General features: G+C 45.9%; 15 protein-coding genes and 1 pseudogene. 11 read left to right on the top strand and 5 right to left on the bottom strand.

Annotation, left to right across the window (positions count from 1 at the left end; translation table 11 throughout):
* Positions 1-72: 72 nt before the first annotated feature.
* Entirely contained in the window at positions 73-1,197 is a 1,125-nt protein-coding gene (locus C8D85_RS05030) for a Gfo/Idh/MocA family protein (RefSeq protein WP_133560242.1), read from the bottom strand.
* A gap of 28 nt (positions 1,198-1,225) precedes the next feature.
* Positions 1,226-1,942: a GntR family transcriptional regulator gene (locus tag C8D85_RS05025; protein ID WP_133560241.1), complete on the bottom strand. Its 717-nt coding sequence runs from the start codon at positions 1,940-1,942 to the stop codon at positions 1,226-1,228.
* A 321-nt stretch (positions 1,943-2,263) separates the two neighbouring features.
* Here C8D85_RS05025 and C8D85_RS05020 point away from each other — a divergent pair, with 321 nt between their 5' ends.
* The 6 genes from C8D85_RS05020 to C8D85_RS04995 all read left to right on the top strand — a co-directional run bounded on the left by C8D85_RS05020 (position 2,264) and on the right by C8D85_RS04995 (position 9,480).
* Positions 2,264-3,166 carry an aldo/keto reductase gene (locus tag C8D85_RS05020; RefSeq protein WP_133560240.1) on the top strand — a complete coding sequence of 301 codons (903 nt, stop codon included), beginning with the start codon at positions 2,264-2,266 and terminating at the stop codon, positions 3,164-3,166.
* A 64-nt stretch (positions 3,167-3,230) separates the two neighbouring features.
* Complete coding sequence (locus tag C8D85_RS05015; RefSeq protein ID WP_133560239.1) at positions 3,231-3,782, top strand: TRAP transporter small permease; 552 nt, start codon at positions 3,231-3,233, stop codon at positions 3,780-3,782.
* Between the two features lie 56 nt (positions 3,783-3,838).
* Positions 3,839-5,131 (top strand): TRAP transporter large permease, encoded by a 1,293-nt coding sequence (locus C8D85_RS05010; protein WP_133560238.1) that lies wholly within the window; start codon positions 3,839-3,841, stop codon positions 5,129-5,131.
* A 39-nt stretch (positions 5,132-5,170) separates the two neighbouring features.
* Positions 5,171-6,241: a TRAP transporter substrate-binding protein gene (locus C8D85_RS05005; RefSeq protein WP_133560237.1), complete on the top strand. Its 1,071-nt coding sequence runs from the start codon at positions 5,171-5,173 to the stop codon at positions 6,239-6,241.
* Between the two features lie 85 nt (positions 6,242-6,326).
* Positions 6,327-7,322, top strand: coding sequence for a YeiH family protein (locus C8D85_RS05000; RefSeq protein WP_133560236.1), 996 nt, complete (start codon positions 6,327-6,329; stop codon positions 7,320-7,322).
* A gap of 151 nt (positions 7,323-7,473) precedes the next feature.
* Positions 7,474-9,480, top strand: a complete 2,007-nt coding sequence (locus tag C8D85_RS04995) for a methyl-accepting chemotaxis protein (RefSeq protein WP_244936906.1) — start codon at positions 7,474-7,476, stop codon at positions 9,478-9,480.
* 71 nt (positions 9,481-9,551) lie between these two features.
* On the opposite strand, the gene trpA is transcribed toward C8D85_RS04995, so the two are convergent.
* Positions 9,552-10,337, bottom strand: a complete 786-nt coding sequence (trpA, locus tag C8D85_RS04990; protein ID WP_133560234.1) for a tryptophan synthase subunit alpha — start codon at positions 10,335-10,337, stop codon at positions 9,552-9,554.
* Positions 10,338-10,339: 2 nt separating this feature from the next.
* A complete protein-coding gene (gene trpB, locus C8D85_RS04985) occupies positions 10,340-11,590 on the bottom strand; it encodes a tryptophan synthase subunit beta (protein WP_133560233.1) in 1,251 nt (416 codons plus the stop codon).
* Positions 11,591-12,242: 652 nt separating this feature from the next.
* Between trpB and C8D85_RS18280 the strand changes: the two are divergent.
* The 4 genes and pseudogenes from C8D85_RS18280 to C8D85_RS04965 form a co-directional block, all read left to right on the top strand.
* A pseudogene (locus C8D85_RS18280) lies at positions 12,243-12,386 on the top strand (IS91 family transposase); the annotation flags it as partial.
* Positions 12,387-12,698: 312 nt separating this feature from the next.
* Positions 12,699-13,211: a hypothetical protein gene (locus tag C8D85_RS04975; protein ID WP_133560232.1), complete on the top strand. Its 513-nt coding sequence runs from the start codon at positions 12,699-12,701 to the stop codon at positions 13,209-13,211.
* A gap of 34 nt (positions 13,212-13,245) precedes the next feature.
* Complete coding sequence (locus C8D85_RS04970; protein ID WP_133560231.1) at positions 13,246-14,226, top strand: hypothetical protein; 981 nt, start codon at positions 13,246-13,248, stop codon at positions 14,224-14,226.
* A gap of 186 nt (positions 14,227-14,412) precedes the next feature.
* A complete protein-coding gene (locus C8D85_RS04965) occupies positions 14,413-14,757 on the top strand; it encodes a cupin domain-containing protein (RefSeq protein WP_055461276.1) in 345 nt (114 codons plus the stop codon).
* 66 nt (positions 14,758-14,823) lie between these two features.
* On the opposite strand, the gene C8D85_RS04960 is transcribed toward C8D85_RS04965, so the two are convergent.
* Positions 14,824-16,164, bottom strand: a complete 1,341-nt coding sequence (locus tag C8D85_RS04960; RefSeq protein ID WP_133560230.1) for a GH1 family beta-glucosidase — start codon at positions 16,162-16,164, stop codon at positions 14,824-14,826.
* A gap of 289 nt (positions 16,165-16,453) precedes the next feature.
* On the opposite strand from C8D85_RS04960, the gene C8D85_RS04955 reads away from it, so the two are divergent.
* A complete protein-coding gene (locus C8D85_RS04955; RefSeq protein ID WP_133560229.1) occupies positions 16,454-17,524 on the top strand; it encodes a GGDEF domain-containing protein in 1,071 nt (356 codons plus the stop codon).
* The last annotated feature ends 48 nt before the right edge of the window (positions 17,525-17,572 follow it).

Genomic DNA, 17,572 nt, shown 5'->3' with positions numbered 1-17,572 from the left:
GAATTTTTTGTAAGAAACGCCTTACTTGATCATTAGCTATTGATTTACTTAGTTTTATTTTCTGTAATTAATTTACGCGAAAGCGTAGCCAGAGTCCGTTATTGTGACGGCTTGGCCAGTTTGTGCAGAGTGTTGAGCGGCTAAGCCTATCACGACAGCTTTCAAGCCATCTTCCACTGTCACGTCTACAGGAGCGTTTTCTGTGATGGCTTTGAAAAAGCCAAGGTGTTGGTAAAAAGTTGAGCCATTATGATCACCGGCATCCAGTAAAGCTGGATCCACAGGTATGTCAGACTCGATTGGGCCTTTTGGATCACGTGGGCTAAGAACCACTTTCGGAATGGGAGCTGCGCCGAGCGTTTCAGTCGGCCAGAAACGTCCAGGGCCTGGTACGAAGCACTCAAGTTTGGCTTTAGGGCCAATAGCACAGATTTCTTCTTGGTAGCGTGAGCCTTCTGCAAACATATTTAGATCTAGGCAAGCGCGCTGTCCGTCTTCAAAATCTACCACGACAAACGCGTTATCGATGATGTCTGGCATTTCACCGTCGTAGCGTTCTTCTAGATGGTTGCAATCTTGTCCTGTGGAAGCATATACGCGCTTCACTTCGCCCTGCATCAAAAGGCGCATTAGATCGAAAAAGTGGCAGCATTTTTCGACCAGTGTACCGCCGGTTTGACGATTGAAACGGTTCCAATCGTTTACTTTTTCAAGAAATGGGAAACGGTGTTCGCGGATGTTCAACATCTTTAGGGCACCAATGTCGCCATCTAAAAGCTGTTTGCGAAATTGAGCTACTGGTGGCATGTAGCGGTATTCCATAGCGACCCAAACCGGAGCGGGGTGCTTCGCCGCGGCATCACGGATTTTGGCTACTTGGGCGATATCACTGACCACCGGTTTTTCTACTAAGATCGGTAGGGTGGTGCGCTCAAATAGCTCTATCAGTTGCTCCGCGTGTTGATAGTTTGGCGTAGCGATGACCAGTGCTTCAAGGCCGAGGTCGGCATTCAGCATATCATCCAGTGTGTCGAAAAATTGTGCGTCAGGCACTAGCTCTCTGCAACGGCTCTGCATAGCTTGATTGGGTTCAGTGATCGCGACGACTTGTGCGCCATCGATCAAAGCCAAGTTTCTGAGGTGTTCTTGCCCCATCATTCCGCAACCTAGGATGCCATATCGAACGGAATTCCCCATTTTTCTAACCTCTTGCTTTTATTGAATGTTAGTGCCACCGGGCAACGTAACGACACTTGGCTGGGTCATACCATGTAAACGAAAACTCTTCGATATTGCCTTCGTTTGACCAACTTCTACGATACACCTTTGGCATTGTTGTTTCTGGAGCTAACTCCAGGTTGTCCGTCACCCATTTGGGTGCGGGGGCACAATCGACTTCGTCTTCCACTCGACTAATCCAAAAAGAAAAGTTGTCTCGATAATGGAGGTACAGCGATTCGTGTAAATCTTTTGGTTTTAGAGTTGGTGCATGGGCGTGTTTGAACCAAATCTGCTCCATAGCAACAAGTTCGCGATTAAGATAACGAGCACGTTTGATACACCATAGCTTGCCGTCTGCTTCAATGTTTAACTGTCGTTTCACAAACTCATCGTCATCAATCGTGACAGACAAAATATCAGCCGTCGGTACTCCACCACCTTCCAGAGTTTCCAAATGGAAAAATTGGTAAATAGCACGGCCACCTGGCGCACGCTTCACATAATTTCCAGAGCCTTGGCGGCGTTCTAAAAAACCATCTTCTTCAAGCTTTTTAAGGGCTTTACGAAGAGTGCCAATCGCCACGCCCAGCTTGGCAGCAAGCTCTGCTTCTATGGGTAACCGATCTCCGGGTAACCAATGTCCTGCTGCAATTTCGCGATTTAATAATTCGCTAATCTGGATATAGAGCGGTAGCTGTTTTGTCTTGTTTTTCTTTTCCACTTTTTCACCTAAACCTGCGCAATATGTATCCCTATCTTACAAGTCAAATGGGCAATTGTAAGTAGCTAAAGAGCCCTAAGTGACTGACTTGGCAGAGTATTCGCCCACCAAACCAACCATGGTTTAGGAGGGAAAAAGAACTTTTTAGGAAAATTCATTCACTATTGATTTACATCACAAGAATACACTGTTAGGGTAAATATACAACCTCTCGTGATGGTATCGATTTGATCTGACCCAAAGCGAGGAGCATAAAACAAAAACAAAATTCTGAGCGTCCACAGGAAGCCAGGAACGCTCAAAATTCGGAGAGAGAAAACAATGCGAATGGTTCAAATTGGCAAGTCTGACCTACAATTCAGCCGTCTAGTGTACGGTGTTTGGCGTTTAGCAGACGCTTTTGATGTGTCTCTGACCCACGTCAGACAGAAAATTGACCTGTGCCTTGAGCAGGGGATTACTACCTTTGACCACGCTGATATTTACGGCGACTACGAATGCGAGATGCTATTCGGAAAAGCCTTAGCCCAAGACCCTAGTTTGCGTCCTAAGATGCAACTTATCTCAAAATGTGACATCGCTCTGATGTCTGAAAAATTCCCAGATCGTCGTGTGAAGTTCTATGACACCAGTGCTGCATATGTAACCGCTAGTGTTGAGCAGAGCCTTAACAACTTACACACGGATTACCTAGATTTGTTATTAATCCACCGCCCCGATCCTTTAATGAATGCCGCTGAAACCGGCGCAGCATTAGATGCGCTAATCGATAGCGGTAAAGTACGTGCTGTCGGTGTTTCTAACTTTGAAGTATGGGACTGGCGTTTACTGCAAGCCAACATGCGTCATCCTCTGGTTGCCAACCAAGTGGAAATGAGCTTGCTTCACCGTGATGCCTTTTCCAATGGTAGCTTGAGTGCTATGCAGTTGGATCAACTTACGCCGATGGCTTGGTCACCTTTAGGTGGCGGTGATTTGTTTAGTGATACCCCTGAGACTCGTCGCTTGGCTCCGTTATTTGAGCGTTTAGCAAAAGAGCAGGGAACTTCTTCTGATCATGTTGCGCTTGCTTGGTTGTTAGCACATCCTGCGAATATTTTGCCTGTAGTGGGAACCAATAATCCAGATCGAATCAAAGACCTTTCTAATATTTTAGATATCCAAATTGATCGTGAAACTTGGTTTGAGCTTTGGACCGCGGCGGCGGGCCAGGAAGTCCCTTAAGCAGGGAAGCTCTTAAACAGTTAGACACGATAACAATAACAATAGGTTTTTGAGGGAGTAACACATGGCCATTCTAGGAATGCTGGTGTCCTGCTTTACCACCATTAATTTGTTGCTGAATCGCATTGGTCGCAACATTGCTTGGGTGCTGGTTGCATTGATGATCAGCGTCATCTTATTACAAGTCTTCTGCCGCTATGTATTAGGTAACGCCTTGCCATGGCCTGAAGAAGCGGCCCGCGCATTAATGATTTGGATGATGGCCATGGTGGCAGGTGAAGCCTATAGGCGGGGTTCATTTGTGGCGATTGATATGTTCTTGAGTGCTTTACCAGAACGAGCATCAAGTCTACTTAAGTTAGTCTTGCTGCTGGTTGCAGGCGCTGTATTGGTGAAGTTGACGGTACTTGGTATCGACTTCTTTGACCGAGGCTTTCGTTCAAGAGCCGCATCGATTCATATTTCCCGAGCTTGGATCTACCTTGCGATGCCTGTGTGCTTTTTCACTATGCTTCTGGCGAACATTGAGCTGTGTTTACGGGAATTGGGTTGCCTATTGGGACAAAAGCAGTTGGCCCTGAGCACCGAAGTTCGCGCTGACGCCCCAGCTGAATAACACAGTGACCGCTTGACGGTGCTTATAGAGAACAACAATAACAAGAGACGCACATTATGTTAGCTCTGTTTTTACCTTTATTTTTAGTCTTGCTGTTAATTGGTATGCCAGTGTTTTTTGCCATGTTGGCAGCACCGGGGGCCATGCTATATATGACAGGCATGGAACGAGATATCTCTTTGCTGTTTCGTAATATCTATAACGGCATAGACTCTTTTCCTTTGATGGCGATTCCATTCTTCATGCTAGCCGGCGAGTTAATGAACCGTGGCGGCATTACCATGAACTTAGTGCAGTTTTCACAAGCCTTTATTGGCCATGTACGTGGTGGTTTGGCTCATGTAAACGTTCTCTCCAGTATGCTGTTTGCCGGATTGTCAGGGTCAGCAGTAGCGGATACTTCAGCCATTGGCTCTATGATGATCCCTGCTATGGAGAAGAATGGCTATAGCCGTAAATTTGCCACTGCGATTACTGCGGCATCTTCGGTAATTGGTCCTATTATTCCGCCATCTGGCATTATGATTATCTATGCTTACACCATGGAAGTGTCCGTCGCAGCCTTGTTTGCAGCAGGCATTGTGCCAGGTATTTTGATCGGTGGCGGTTTGATGATCATGATTGCCTTAATGGCAAAGAAATATGATTTCCCTGTCGCTGGGCCTAAATCGACTTGGCAGCAGCGTGGTACGGCAACGCGCAATGCCATCTTTCCATTATTTGCTCCAGTAATCATTTTAGGCGGTATCATCGGTGGTATTTTTACGCCAACGGAAGCGTCTGCGATTGCGACAGCCTACGCCTTGATTATTAGTGTTTGGGTAATGAAAACGGTTAAATTGAGCGACCTACCAGACATTTTTATCAAGGGAGCGCAGGCGTCGGCTGTGGTGCTGTTACTAGTCGGCTCCGCTATTGCTTTCAAAACAGTGGTAAGTCTGTCTCACAGCGCTGAAATCTTGGCTGACTGGGTACTGACCATCAGTGAAAACCCACTGATGTTGCTGTTCTTGATTAATCTACTTCTGTTTATTGTCGGTATGTTCCTAGATGCTGGTCCGGCCATTATCATCCTTGGGCCAATCTTAGGACCAATCTTTATCAATTTAGGCATCGATCCAGTGCACTTCGCCATCATCATGAGTGTCAACTTGACTGTTGGCTTGGCAACTCCGCCCATGGGCTTAGTGTTATTCGTTGCTTCCAGTGTCTCTGGTGAGCGCATCGAAACGATCTCTAAAGCCATTCTGCCATTTTTGGCGGTAGAGGTTTTAGTGATCTTCTTAGTTACCTTTTTCCCATCTCTATCCATGACTTTGCCAAGGTTGCTTGGCTTAGTAGCTGGATAGGCGCAAACGCAAAGCAAAACCATTAATGAGGACTGTTACATGTTCACGAAAACAAAAATAAATAGTGTAGTTGCCGCGACGTTAATCGGTGCTGGAGTCATGTTAAGTGGCCTAGCTCAGGCAGCGGATTTTAATCTGCGCGCTGTGGCGAACTCCAACGAGAACGATGAAGACTACGATGGCTTGGTGGTCTTTAAAGACTTCGTAGAATCTCATTCAAACGGCAAAATAGCCGTAGACATTTACATGGGGACTCAGCTTTGCGGTAATGGTGTCGAGTGTCTTGAAGCCGTTGAATACGGTTCTGTGGACATTTACATATCTACATCTGGTGGGGCTTCGGCAATGTACCCTTACGTTCAAGTATTAGACTTGCCGTATGTATTGCGTGATGACCGCGTTGCAGAGGAAGTCTTTACTGGCGACTTTGCCCGCGAACTACGTAACCAAATTCTTGAAGACTCCGGTGATACAGTTCGTCTAATGACGATTGGTAACACTGGCGGCTGGCGCAACTTTGCCAACACCCAGCATACGGTGAAAACTCCAGAAGATCTCGAAGGGCTAAAAATTCGTACGGTCGTTTCTGACCTGCCGCAGGAGCTAGTACGTTCACTAGGCGCTAGCCCAACACCGATCCCATGGGGCGATCTGTTTACATCATTCCAAACGGGCGTGGTTGAAGGCTCCAAAAACGGTATCACAGACATCATGGGCATGAAGTTCACCGATGCCGGGTTGAAGTACGTGACCCTTGATGGCCACGCTTACATGTCAGCGCTTTGGTACATGAATAATGATGTATTTATGGATATGCCAGAAGAGTTGCGTCGTGTCGTGGTTGATGGTTTCTCTGCGTTGCAGCAAGCCACGTTTGCTTCACCAAAACGTAAATCCATTGCCGCATACAAAGCCTTTGCTGAGGCTGGTGGCGAGTTGTATGTACCATCTCCAGAAGAGAAAGAGCAGTTCGCAGAAGCCGCTAAGCCTGTTTACACTTGGTTCCAAGAAAACATTGAAGACGGTGAAAAATGGTACAACCTACTGAATGATGCTGCTAAGGAAGCTGAGCAAAAAATTGCCTCTGAATACGATGCAGACCTGAAATAAGCTCGCTTAGCTCTTCAAAATAAGAGGCGGTGTTCGCCGCCTCTTTCCCAAACAACACTCTATATATCTATACAATGGGTACGTCATGTATAACCCAATGAGACTTTTTGCGCCTAAAATTCCTGGCATCATGCTGGCTATCGTGATGGGATTGTCGGCGGCCTTTTTAAGTGAACACTATGGTGCACCAGTAATGTTGATGGCATTGCTATTAGGCATGAGCTTTAACTTTATGGCGGACGAAGAGAAAACCTGCTCCGGTCTAGAGTTTACTGCATCCACATTGCTGCGTACCGGAGTGGCACTACTTGGAGCCAGAATCACCATCAGCTCCCTGACGGATTTTGGTTGGCCTGTCTTATTGTGTACAGGACTATTGGTGTTAGCCGTGATTATGATTGGTGTCGTCGCCGGAAAGCTATTGAAGTTACCGGAAAACATGGGGCTGTTGGCTGGCTGCGCAGTAGCGATTTGTGGGGCATCGGCAACGGCTGCTGTCGCATCAGTGCTGCCTAAGAATGATAACACTAATCGTTCAGTGGTCTTTACCATTGTAGGGATTACCGCCATGAGCACCACGGCCATGATTGTGTACCCTATGATTGCCAACTGGATTGGTTTAGATGAACGTCAAACAGGGTTCTTTTTAGGTGCAACCATCCATGATGTGGCCCAAGTGGTAGGCGCAGGTTACGGTGTTTCTGAATACACTGGTGATAATGCAACGGTGGTAAAGCTGTTTCGTGTAGCGATGCTTGCGCCCATTGTCTTTATTTTAGCGCTAATGCTGGCGCGAAAAAGCCAGAGTCAAAACGTTGCTAAAAAGTTCCCAGTACCACCTTTTCTATTAGTTTTCATTGGCTTAGTGGTTGTGAACACTATGGGGTGGATTCCTGAAATTGCGACCGAATTCTTGGCTCATCTGTCTCGTTGGTGTTTAGTGTTCGCCATTGCGGCAATTGGCATGCGGACTCGGTTAAATAAACTTAAAGAAGTTGGCATGGCGCCATTGCTTATTCTTGTTGGTGAAACAGTGTTCATGGCGGTCGGCGGCGCTGTGTTGGCGTATTGCTTTATTTAAACCAAGAACTTGCCGTACTTTCGCTAAACGCTTTCTCTTAATAAAAATGCCAATCGTACTTGGCGGAATTTTGATCCTTTGCCTAGACTTTCCTACCAAATGATAGTCAAAGGATCTGATGATGCGTGTCCATTCTATTCGAGTCAAAGTAATGCTTCCCATTATATGCTTGGCGGCAATTTTGATGGGCTTGTTTGGTTTTATGGTGTTTATGAGTTCGCTTCAAGCGCAAGCCATGAGAACCCAAGCGGAGCATTACTTCGAAGCTATTTCTGAGGTTTTGAACGCCGATCGAGATATTTACCAAGCGCGTTTGGCTCAAGAAAAACTGCTTACCGGCGAAGGTGACCAGTCTAAAAACCTAAAAGACTTTTCTGAAAATGCACAGCAAGTTTTTGACCGTTTTCAGCTTTACAGAAGCTATCTTGCCGAAGAGCCCCCAGAACTGGTTGAGCCTTTTGTTGGTTTTGATGACCTTTTTCAAACTTGGCTACAACAAAGTGAACGTTTGCAAACTAACACGGAATTACGCCATCAACGCACAGCTCAGGAAATGGAGCTGGATCAGCAATTCGCTAGCATTCGAGCTATGTTGGATAAAGCAGGGGAAACCTTAAGGGATAAAACTAGAGCGCTTAATGGCGAAGTCTCTGCAGCGAAACTAGAACGCTACTTAGAAGCCATTAGCGCTGTGTTAAATGCTGACAGGGATCTTTATCAGGCCCGTTTGGCAGTACAGCACCTTCGTAATGGGCTGGAAAGCAAAGAAGCGGTGCTCAAGGCGTTTCAAGACAACGCAGCTCAAGTGATTGAGCATTTTAATGAGTATCGTATCTACCTAAAAAATGAACCTCAATGGTTAGACGAGTATCGCAGTTTTGATGTGCTATTTAACACTTGGGTGCAAGGCAGCCAACGCTACATAAGCGCCCATGTGTCCGAAGACTCCAGCACTGTCCCTCAAGAGTTTCTAGCCGTGGAGCAAAGCTTTGAAGCCATTCGAGATATGCTAGATCAGGCCGGCGAAAAGGTGCAAAGCTATGCTCGGACCATGGAGCAGAGAACGGCAGAACAAATACAGTCCTATCAAACCATTGCAATCATCGTAATAGCCATCGCATTTATCGCAGCCTTGATTTTCGGTTACATCGTGCCACGAGTGATTACTCGTAACATCGAGCATATTTCCGCGCGCATCAAAGAAATTGCCGAAGGTGATGGGGATCTGACTCAGAGAATTAATTCTGACTCAAAAGATGAACTAGGGGATCTCGCCAGAGAATTTGACGGGTTTGTTGAAACCTTGCGTGTCATGGTGGCAGGGATTGGTGAGCAATCAAAATCTCTCGGTGGCGTGACCCACTCTTTAAACGATGCATCAAACCAAACTAAGGAGATCACACTTTCACTGGCCAACTCCTCAGAGTTCATTGTCAGTGCTGGCCATGAAATGAATATGTCTAATCAAGAAATGGCGAGCGTGGCGACCAACACGGCACAAGAGGCCTCTGATTCCAATACTTTGACGGAGCAAGGCATCCAAGCGGTGAACCAATCCCAGCAGGCTGTCTCGGCATTGGTAACAGAAATAGAGCAAGCAGAAAGTCATGCTAAACAGCTTGAAGTAAGCTCTGAGGCAATTGCTTCTGTTTTAGAAGTGATACGAAACATTGCCGAGCAAACCAATCTACTGGCACTGAATGCAGCCATCGAAGCCGCCAGAGCAGGAGAGCAAGGACGTGGCTTTGCTGTCGTGGCCGATGAAGTCAGGACGCTGGCAACTCGAACTCAAGACAGTACTAACGAGATTGAAGTGATGATTGACCAGCTCAAAGAAAGCGTCAAAGCCACATCAGCATCCACGAAATCCAGCAGAGAAAATGCGCTAACAACCTCTGAAAACTTCGGTAAAGTCACCGAAATGTTCCATTCGTTGCATCAGTCTTTTGCCAAAGTCGAAGGTATGGCGGCGCAAACTGCCCAAGCAACCAGTGAGCAATCAAAAGTGGCCAATGAGATCAATGAAAATCTCGTTCACCTCAACTCACAGACCGAAGCCGCTAAACAAGTGGCTCAACTGATCAACGAGCAAGCGCGACAGATCTCTTCCTTGTATCAAGCACTAGAAAGCCATGTCGGGAGTTTTAAAGTGGTATAAAGCAAAAAAAGACGCTTCAACGAATTGAAGCGTCTTTTCGCAGTGACACAGTGTTTAGTTCAGCAAGTTATTTAGTTAAACAAGCTATTAAACAGCTTCAAGCCTTCTTCTTTACCGCCTTTGTTGTACGCATCCAACAGCGCAGAACCAATGATTGCCACATCAGCTTTGCCTTTCAGCGCGTCTACATGGGCTTTTTCACGGATACCAAAACCCACACCGATTGGCGCATTAGAATGCTCATTGATTTCCGCTAGGTACTCATCCAACGACTGCTGTGGGCCGCCATTGTGATTTGAATTACCTGTTACGCCTGAACGTGCCACACAGTACAAGAAACCGCGTGCTTCGCTCGCCAAGAACGCCAAACGATCTTTTGGTGTCACAGGTGTCACCAACCACACAGGATCAATGCCATTCGCATCGCAGTAAGTGCGTAAATCTCCGGCTTGTTCATATGGCAAGTCCGGTAGGATCAAACCAAGAATGTTTTCCTCGGCACAACGCTTCACCAGCTTTTCCAAACCGTAACGGTACATTGGATTTAGGTAACTCATTAGAGCGATACGCGCTTGAGGAAAATCACGGCCTAACTGACCGATGTCTTTTAAACACTGTTCAACGGATAACTGCTGATCGTGTAGGGCACCGTGACAAGCTGCCACAATCGTCGGGCCATCGGCCACTGGATCAGAGAACGGGAACTGCACTTCGATAAAGTCCGCGCCAGCCTCTAACAGAGTTGCCATCCAATCCAAACTATCTTTTACCGTTGGGTAGCCGTAAACCACGTGCGTCATGGACAAAATTGGCTTTTGTTGACGCTTTTCAGCGATGTATTGTGCTAACTGACTCATGCTTACGCTTCCCCTTGATTGTCTGTGTTGTAGTCGGCTAAGTAATCTTCCAAGAACTCAGGGAAGGTCGCATCGTTCATGGCTTTCGCCACGTTAAAGATGTCTTTATCGCCACGGCCTGACAAGTTGATCACGATACGTGATTCTTTTGGCAGGTTTGGCGCATCTTTAAACGCACCCGCTAGAGCGTGAGATGACTCCAACGCTGGAATAATGCCTTCTTTTTTCAGCAACAATGCACACGCTGCAACCACTTCGTCGTCCATGGCGTAGGTCATCTGAATGCGACCTTCTTGCGCCAAGTGAGCAATGATGGGGGACACGCCCACGTAATCCAGGCCCGCTGCGATCGAATGTGTTTCTTGTAGCTGACCGTTTTCATCTTGTAAGAACATGGTCGCAAAGCCTTGCGCGATACCTTTTTGACCCAAACCGTTGGATAGACGGATCGAGTGTTGGCCTAGCTCCAAGCCTTTACCGCCGGCTTCAACGCCGACCATTTCTACTTGTTTTTCCTCTAGGAATGGCAAGAACAAACCACAAGCATTGGAACCGCCACCCACACACGCGTACAAGCGATCAGGGTATTGGCCAAACTGCGCCATACTTTGCTCTTTCACTTCTTCACCGATCACAGACTGGAAGAACGCCACCATCTCTGGGAATGGCGCACAACCACAAGTCGTACCGATCAGGTAGTGGCTGTCTTCATGGCTCGAAGACCAGTCACGTAATGCTTCGTCCAAGGCGTCACGCAGCGTCTGCGCACCTTCGGCAACAGGCACAACCGTCGCACCCAGTTGCTTCATCCAGAACACGTTCGGGTACTGACGCTTCACGTCTTTGGCACCCATGTAAATGGTACACTCAAGACCCAAACGCGCCGCGATCAACGCCGTCGCCACACCGTGCTGACCCGCACCGGTTTCCGCGATCACTCGCTTTTTACCCATACGCTTCACCAACAGCGCTTGGCCGATCACGTTATTCATCTTATGCGCACCAGACTGGTTCAAATCTTCACGTTTTAGATAAATCTGCGCACCGCCAAAGTGGTCAGTTAGGTTCTTACAAAACGTCAACGGCGTAGGGCGGCCAGAATAGTTCTGCCAAGTGTCCTTCAACTCCGCAATAAACGCTGGATCGTTCTTCGCCTCTTCAAAAGCGTGAAGAATTTGCTGCTGGCTAGAGTAGAGAATCTCAGGGATGTAACTCCCGCCAAACTCACCGTAGTAACCATTATTGCTTTGCATGAAAGACTCCTATCGGATGAAACAATGCCCCTTGGCATCAAAGTTAATAACTAAACGATAAGGTAAAATTAATAGACTTGACTGCCATCGTCAACAGTTTTTTCTTTACTGTTCGGTGTAGTTATTGATTTGTGAAAATCTCACCCTTGTAGGACCTCGGTTTCCGAGGGAAAAGCTTCGCAATATCTGCGGCAAACCGAAGATTCAAAGCCATACGACCCGACTCTGTCGGGGATGAATATCGAATTCTAAGCGACAAATCGAACTCTCCACGTTGTAGGACCTCGGTCCCCGAGGGAACAGCCTGCAAACTCGACAACCTTGCTAAACGACTAACCAAACAATCTTTTGTGTGAGCGGGTTGCACCCGCGACAAACCAACAACCTCCACGACAAATTGAAGCTCCAAAGCCGTATGACCCGACTCTGTCGGGGATAAATATCGCAACTTTGATAATATCGCTAAGTTGCTGATAACCAGCTTCGGCCTCACCAACCGCTTTGCTGCGCCGTTCCATGCAATTCAATTTGCTTGCGCACATCTCCGGTCGTACCTCCCTTCGACCGTCAGCGCAAATCAAACGCATGGAACACCGCTAACCGGCTCTTATAGGAGTGAATTTTTCATCTGACCCTAATAGCTGCAATAGCTGAGGAAGACAGTGAAAAGGTAGCTGAATCAGGATGTTCGTGTCCTGTTTGTGGAGAGCGAACTGTTACTTATCTTGGTGACGTCACTGAGAGTAACGTGACGGAACAGCCTCGTGTCATGCTGCCATGGGACAATGGTAGTTAGCATTAGCGCTCATTGAGGTCAGGGTATAAAAATAGATCAGATCATAACGTCTGAGGGAAGCGCTTGCCTTGCTTGTTGAATCACGTTACAAAAGAGCCAATAAAGGATCAACATAGCGGCGATCAAAGACGCATCTGATGCGGAATAGACCAGAGGATCTTTGGTTTTAGCGAGTTATTTAACAGGGAAGTCCCACCATGAAAAAAGCAAATCCCCTATATAGACAACGCGGCCGTTCAACAGTGGGTTATAGCCGCAGCTACGCTCCCGTATAACCCTTAATTGTTAGCTTCTACTAATGGAGAATTAAAGTTGGGTGATAATAATAAGAAACCTTATGATGAAAGAAGTGATGATGAGAAGCTTCTTTCTAATTGGAAGAAAGCCGTGAGTTTGTTCGAACGAGAAGATTGGTCTGCATCTATTATGCGAGTGGCAACAGCATCAGAAATCGCCTCAAATATTTATATTAGACACTACTTGCAAGAGCGTCATGATCTCCCTGAGGACTTTGTCAATTCACTTTTAAAGTCAGCGAACGGTATTGCGGGAAAGTTAAGACAGTTAATTATCCCAGCTTCTAAGGCAACTAACACTTGGGACGAAATAAAACCAATACAAAAGAAAATTGAGTCAATTAACACTCATCGAAACGAAATTGCCCATGCAGGAAAGTTCAAAAATAAGAAAGATACTAAGTTAGTTTTTGAACATGCGGTAGAAGTTATTAGCTTATTGGCTCCAAACGTCAAGGATTCTGTTCTTAGCCAGGCTGAGAAGCTAACAAGCAAATCCAGCCGACGCAAAAAGCGCGCGGCTGATTAGGGCGTTATACCCTTTTCGCAGTTGGATAGTAAGAATGGAAATATTAGATAGCAAGTTCAAAGGTTCTCATGATTTATGCTTTTTAATTCATGATATTATGGTGCAACTTCTTCATTCCGCTGAAAGCCAAAAAGCATTCAGTCAAACTTTTGATCTGAAAGAAGTCGAAGCTAAATCTTTAGAGTCTACGGAGCAGCACGTAATAGAATGGTTGGAAGAAAATAAAATGTACCAAGAAAGTTCTCTGGTTATTCGCTCCACAGTTCTCCCTGCTTTGCTTTCCGACATGATGCATTGTATTTATGAAGCTCTTCAGGCTTCAAAGAAAGGGAAATTGACAGTTTCATACATGCTAATTCGAAAACCACTTCAAGAAAGCTTGTTTGTATTGGAGTCAATGGTTCTAGATCGTAAGCAATTCATTGAAGACTTTACCAATGATCAGAAAAAGTTATCTCCTAACAGTACGGGAGGTCTTGGTGGGCATATTTCTCGAATTAAGCAGGTGCTTAACAAACTTGACTTTCCGGGCTTAGAAAGTTTTGATGCCAGCTACATCGCTAAACTACGCTACGATAAATCTATCGAAGATAGCTTTGATGGTGTGTGTAATAAAGCAATGCATTTATTTACGTCACGAAAAACGTTAAAAACTGAAAGTAGAAACATCAACTTCATTTTTGCGCATGGGGAGCAGTATCTGTCTTTATGGGCATTTTTATATAGCAGACTGCCATACCTTCTATATTATATTTATCAGCTAGTTGAGCATGTTTGTGCTGAGTTAGCACCAACACATCCAAGCTACCTCGATCATATGAATCGCTGGATAGCTGCAAACACTTTAGCCACGTATCCTAGTGTTGAAGAACGTTATAAGCACGAGAGTTTGGACAACTTGTTTGTGTCACTAGCCTCATGGCTAAAGAGTGATTGTATTGCTAATGGTTTTAGTGAGCTAGACGCAATAAACTTTCAAGAACTGGTTGAAACGGGGTTATATACTCCACGTTGACAAGGGTACAACTATTGGGGTCAGATGAAAATTAAGATCATCTGCCTCAAAGTCATACCTGCCCTTACCATTTCCCAGCCAGTAAATTAGAGCAGGAATCACACAACATTTGGTCGGAACGAGGCAACCCAAGCACTTTTGTGCGCTCTACAATGCAGTCTCATTAACTCTATAAATGGAACTGTGATGTCTGATTTCATTACCGTAATGCGTGAAACTTGCCCTACGCCTGTTGTTGATGCAACAAAATGGAAGCGTATCGAAGGTGAACCACATACTGTAAACCTAAATGCTTACCTATCTGAAGATGGCAGCAAGATCATGGGCACTTGGATTTGTACTCCTGGTAAATTTGAAGTTGCTTACGACAAATGGGAGTTCTGTCACTTTCTAGAAGGTTACTGCATCATCACGCCAGAAGGTGAAGAGCCTAAGCACCTTAAAGGCGGTGATGTATTTGTGATCGAGCCAGGTATGAAAGGTACTTGGGAAGTGGTTGAAACCGTTCGTAAATACTTCGTATTCGCGTAAGTTTCTGAAGGGGCTGCAAAAATTACTTCTATTTTAGCAGCCCCTGAACTGAGATCGAGTCGGGGCTTAGCAGCGGCTTTCCAGTAAGGCTTTATAAGCTTTACCACTGCGCTTAATGGTGCGCTTTTGGGTGTCGTAGTCGACGTAACAAAGCCCGAAACGTTTGCTGTATCCTTCGGCCCATTCGAAGTTGTCCATTAAACTCCAAGCAAAGTAACCACGAATATCCACACCGGCCTCGATAGCATCGTTCACGGCGTTAATATGGCCGTTTAGGTAACGAACACGCTGCTCATCGTTTACCTCACCATCGACTATCACATCTGCGCAGGCGGCACCATTTTCAGTAATAAACATCGGTGGTAGTGAATATTGCTCATTCAGGTTGATCAGCAGTTCGCTGAAGGCGTGGGGTGCGATTTCCCAGCCGATGTCGGTGTATTCAACCTGTTGTTTGCTCTTAACATCTTTGAATAAAGTGTTTTCATCGAATTCATTATGATTGCAGGTGTAGAAGTTCATACCTAGAAAGTCGATAGGGCGAGAGATGATGTCCATGTCTCCGGGCAGTACCGTCGGTAGATGGTCTGGTAGTACTTTTTCCAGCAGTTTCGGATATTGTGCTTTAAGCAATGGCTCGATAAAGAATTGATTCTCTAGGGTCTCGCGAACCAAGGCTGCGAACTGGTCTTCGCTTTTGGCTGAAGCTGGGTAGGTACGATTCATATTGAGTACGATGCCAACTTTGCTATTGGGGCTGTTACGACGAATCACAGGCAATGCCAAACCGTGCGCTAATAGAATGTGATGCGCTGCTTGTCGGCCATATTTGGGAGAGGTTAGCCCTGGAGCATGGATGCCATATTCGTAACCTAAAATGGCTGCACAGAAAGGTTCGTTGAAGGTCGCCCAAGAGTCCACCCACTCACCGAGCTCTTTGGTCGCCAGTTCAGCGTACTCGACAAAACGATAAGCCGTTTCTCGGTTGACCCAGCCGCCACGATCTTCAAGGTATTGAGGTAAATCCCAGTGATAAAGTGTTACAAAGGTTTGTAAACCTTGTGCTTTCAGAGATCTGAGGAGGTTACGATAAAACTCGATGCCTTTTTCATTGGCTTGTCCTTTCTCATCCATCAGCCTTGGCCACGCAATCGAAAGCCGATACGCATCGACGCCCAAGCTTTTGATGAGTTGTACGTCCTCTTGCCAAAGGTTGTAATGGTTACAGGCTTTGGAGCCATCGTCACCATTCAATACTTTGCCGGGTGTTGCACAAAATGTGTCCCAGATACAAGGTAAGCGGCCATCAGCGCTGTTGGCACCTTCGATCTGAAACGAGGCCGTTGCGACACCAAAAGTAAACTCTTTCATCAGCATTTTAGAATTTGTCGGTAAGCTTATAGTCATAAGTTCCTCTAGTGCCTAGCTTGTATTGGGATGTGGTCCTCAAAGGTAATGGAGATACCTAAATTTGGTCAACATTAAGGACGGTAGATCGAGAATTTAAGAAGATTTTAAGTGGAGGGTAGGTGTTTCAGATGAATGTTAAGCGTCATGTATTCCTCTCATGACTCACTGTCATCAAGCAATGCTACTTTCAAATAGGCTGCATTGACCTGCCCTAAAGTATCAAAGCGATTTTTTATGTATTATCGTTTGAATAATTCTTGCAAGGACGGACAGGGATGAAGAAAGGATGACCATATTGGTAATGAAGGATGCAAGGGTGATTGAATCTCTATTAGTGAAATATCTGGACGTGTCTAAATCCGATGAGCAGTATCGCCACCTCAGTTTGGTGCTGATCTCCATATTTGCTTGTACTGGTGTTGCGGCATTTTTTGCCTTTTATAATTTAGTCATTGATTACTACCCACCCCTTTTACTCGTGGACGCCATTGGTACGTTAATGGGGCTTATCTCGTTATCCGCTTTGCTGTTCTTTCGACGTGTTCTTCTGGCGTCCTTCATATTGTTGTTAATGGTCTCCGGTGTCTGTTTGATGGTGATTTTAGATCGTCACAATCTCGACTATTCGTTGGCTTGGGCATTTGTTACCCCTGTTTTGAGTGTCTTTCTATTAGGGTTTCTTTATGGCGCGTTGTACAGCGGTGCGTATTTAGCTTTTATTGCTTGGTTTGCTGAGAATAACCTAGGTGTATGGCAACCTGCCCCATGGGACATTGATTCTTTTTCAAATACAGTTGTGATCTATTTACTGCTGTTTATCCTGTCGTGCTATTACGAGTTCAGTCGTCGGGCATCCCATAAACTGCTACAAGAATCCAATGAAAAGCTGAAAATACAAGCGCTGACAGATCCTCTGACAGGTCTATATAACCGTCGTTATATGGAAGACTTACTCCTCAATTCTGACCAAGATTTGTTTATTGCTATGGCGGACGTTGATAATTTCAAACAAGTGAACGATGAATTTGGTCATAGTGCTGGCGATGAGGTGCTGGTGGGGATCGCCGATATTATGCGCAGTATATGTGGCGCGAATGGTGTGGCTGGTCGTTGGGGTGGCGAAGAGTTTATTCTCGTCATGTACGGTGAGAGCGAGGATAAGTTTACTGCTGAACTTGATCGTTTGTTAGACGGTATTTCCCATCATTCATTTGGTATCGGACGACCCGTTACGATTAGCCTTGGTGGCGTGCGACATAACGCTAAAGCGCATCGTACCGCGTTACGCTCAGTGGACGAAGCCTTGTACTCTGCCAAAATGTCCGGCAAAAACTGTTACAAACTGGTCTCAGCTTAGAAAAGTGAGGGCAGATCAAATAAGTTCATTCTGCCCTAAGTTGATTAC

This window comes from Marinomonas communis (assembly GCF_004363305.1).
Lineage (GTDB): Bacteria > Pseudomonadota > Gammaproteobacteria > Pseudomonadales > Marinomonadaceae > Marinomonas > Marinomonas communis.
This window is presented reverse-complemented; position numbering and strand designations above follow the sequence as displayed.

Bases quoted from the DNA above. Each gene is read 5' to 3' on its own strand.
- C8D85_RS05030 (WP_133560242.1), bottom strand. From the start codon at position 1,197: ATGGGGAATTCCGTTCGATATGGCATCCTAGGTTGCGGAATGATGGGG.
- C8D85_RS05020 (WP_133560240.1), top strand. From the start codon at position 2,264: ATGCGAATGGTTCAAATTGGCAAGTCTGACCTACAATTCAGCCGTCTA.
- C8D85_RS05015 (WP_133560239.1), top strand. From the start codon at position 3,231: ATGGCCATTCTAGGAATGCTGGTGTCCTGCTTTACCACCATTAATTTG.
- C8D85_RS05010 (WP_133560238.1), top strand. From the start codon at position 3,839: ATGTTAGCTCTGTTTTTACCTTTATTTTTAGTCTTGCTGTTAATTGGT.
- C8D85_RS05005 (WP_133560237.1), top strand. From the start codon at position 5,171: ATGTTCACGAAAACAAAAATAAATAGTGTAGTTGCCGCGACGTTAATC.
- C8D85_RS05000 (WP_133560236.1), top strand. From the start codon at position 6,327: ATGTATAACCCAATGAGACTTTTTGCGCCTAAAATTCCTGGCATCATG.
- C8D85_RS04995 (WP_244936906.1), top strand. From the start codon at position 7,474: ATGCTTCCCATTATATGCTTGGCGGCAATTTTGATGGGCTTGTTTGGT.
- trpA (WP_133560234.1), bottom strand. From the start codon at position 10,337: ATGAGTCAGTTAGCACAATACATCGCTGAAAAGCGTCAACAAAAGCCA.
- trpB (WP_133560233.1), bottom strand. From the start codon at position 11,590: ATGCAAAGCAATAATGGTTACTACGGTGAGTTTGGCGGGAGTTACATC.
- C8D85_RS04970 (WP_133560231.1), top strand. From the start codon at position 13,246: ATGGAAATATTAGATAGCAAGTTCAAAGGTTCTCATGATTTATGCTTT.
- C8D85_RS04965 (WP_055461276.1), top strand. From the start codon at position 14,413: ATGTCTGATTTCATTACCGTAATGCGTGAAACTTGCCCTACGCCTGTT.
- C8D85_RS04960 (WP_133560230.1), bottom strand. From the start codon at position 16,164: ATGACTATAAGCTTACCGACAAATTCTAAAATGCTGATGAAAGAGTTT.
- C8D85_RS04955 (WP_133560229.1), top strand. From the start codon at position 16,454: ATGACCATATTGGTAATGAAGGATGCAAGGGTGATTGAATCTCTATTA.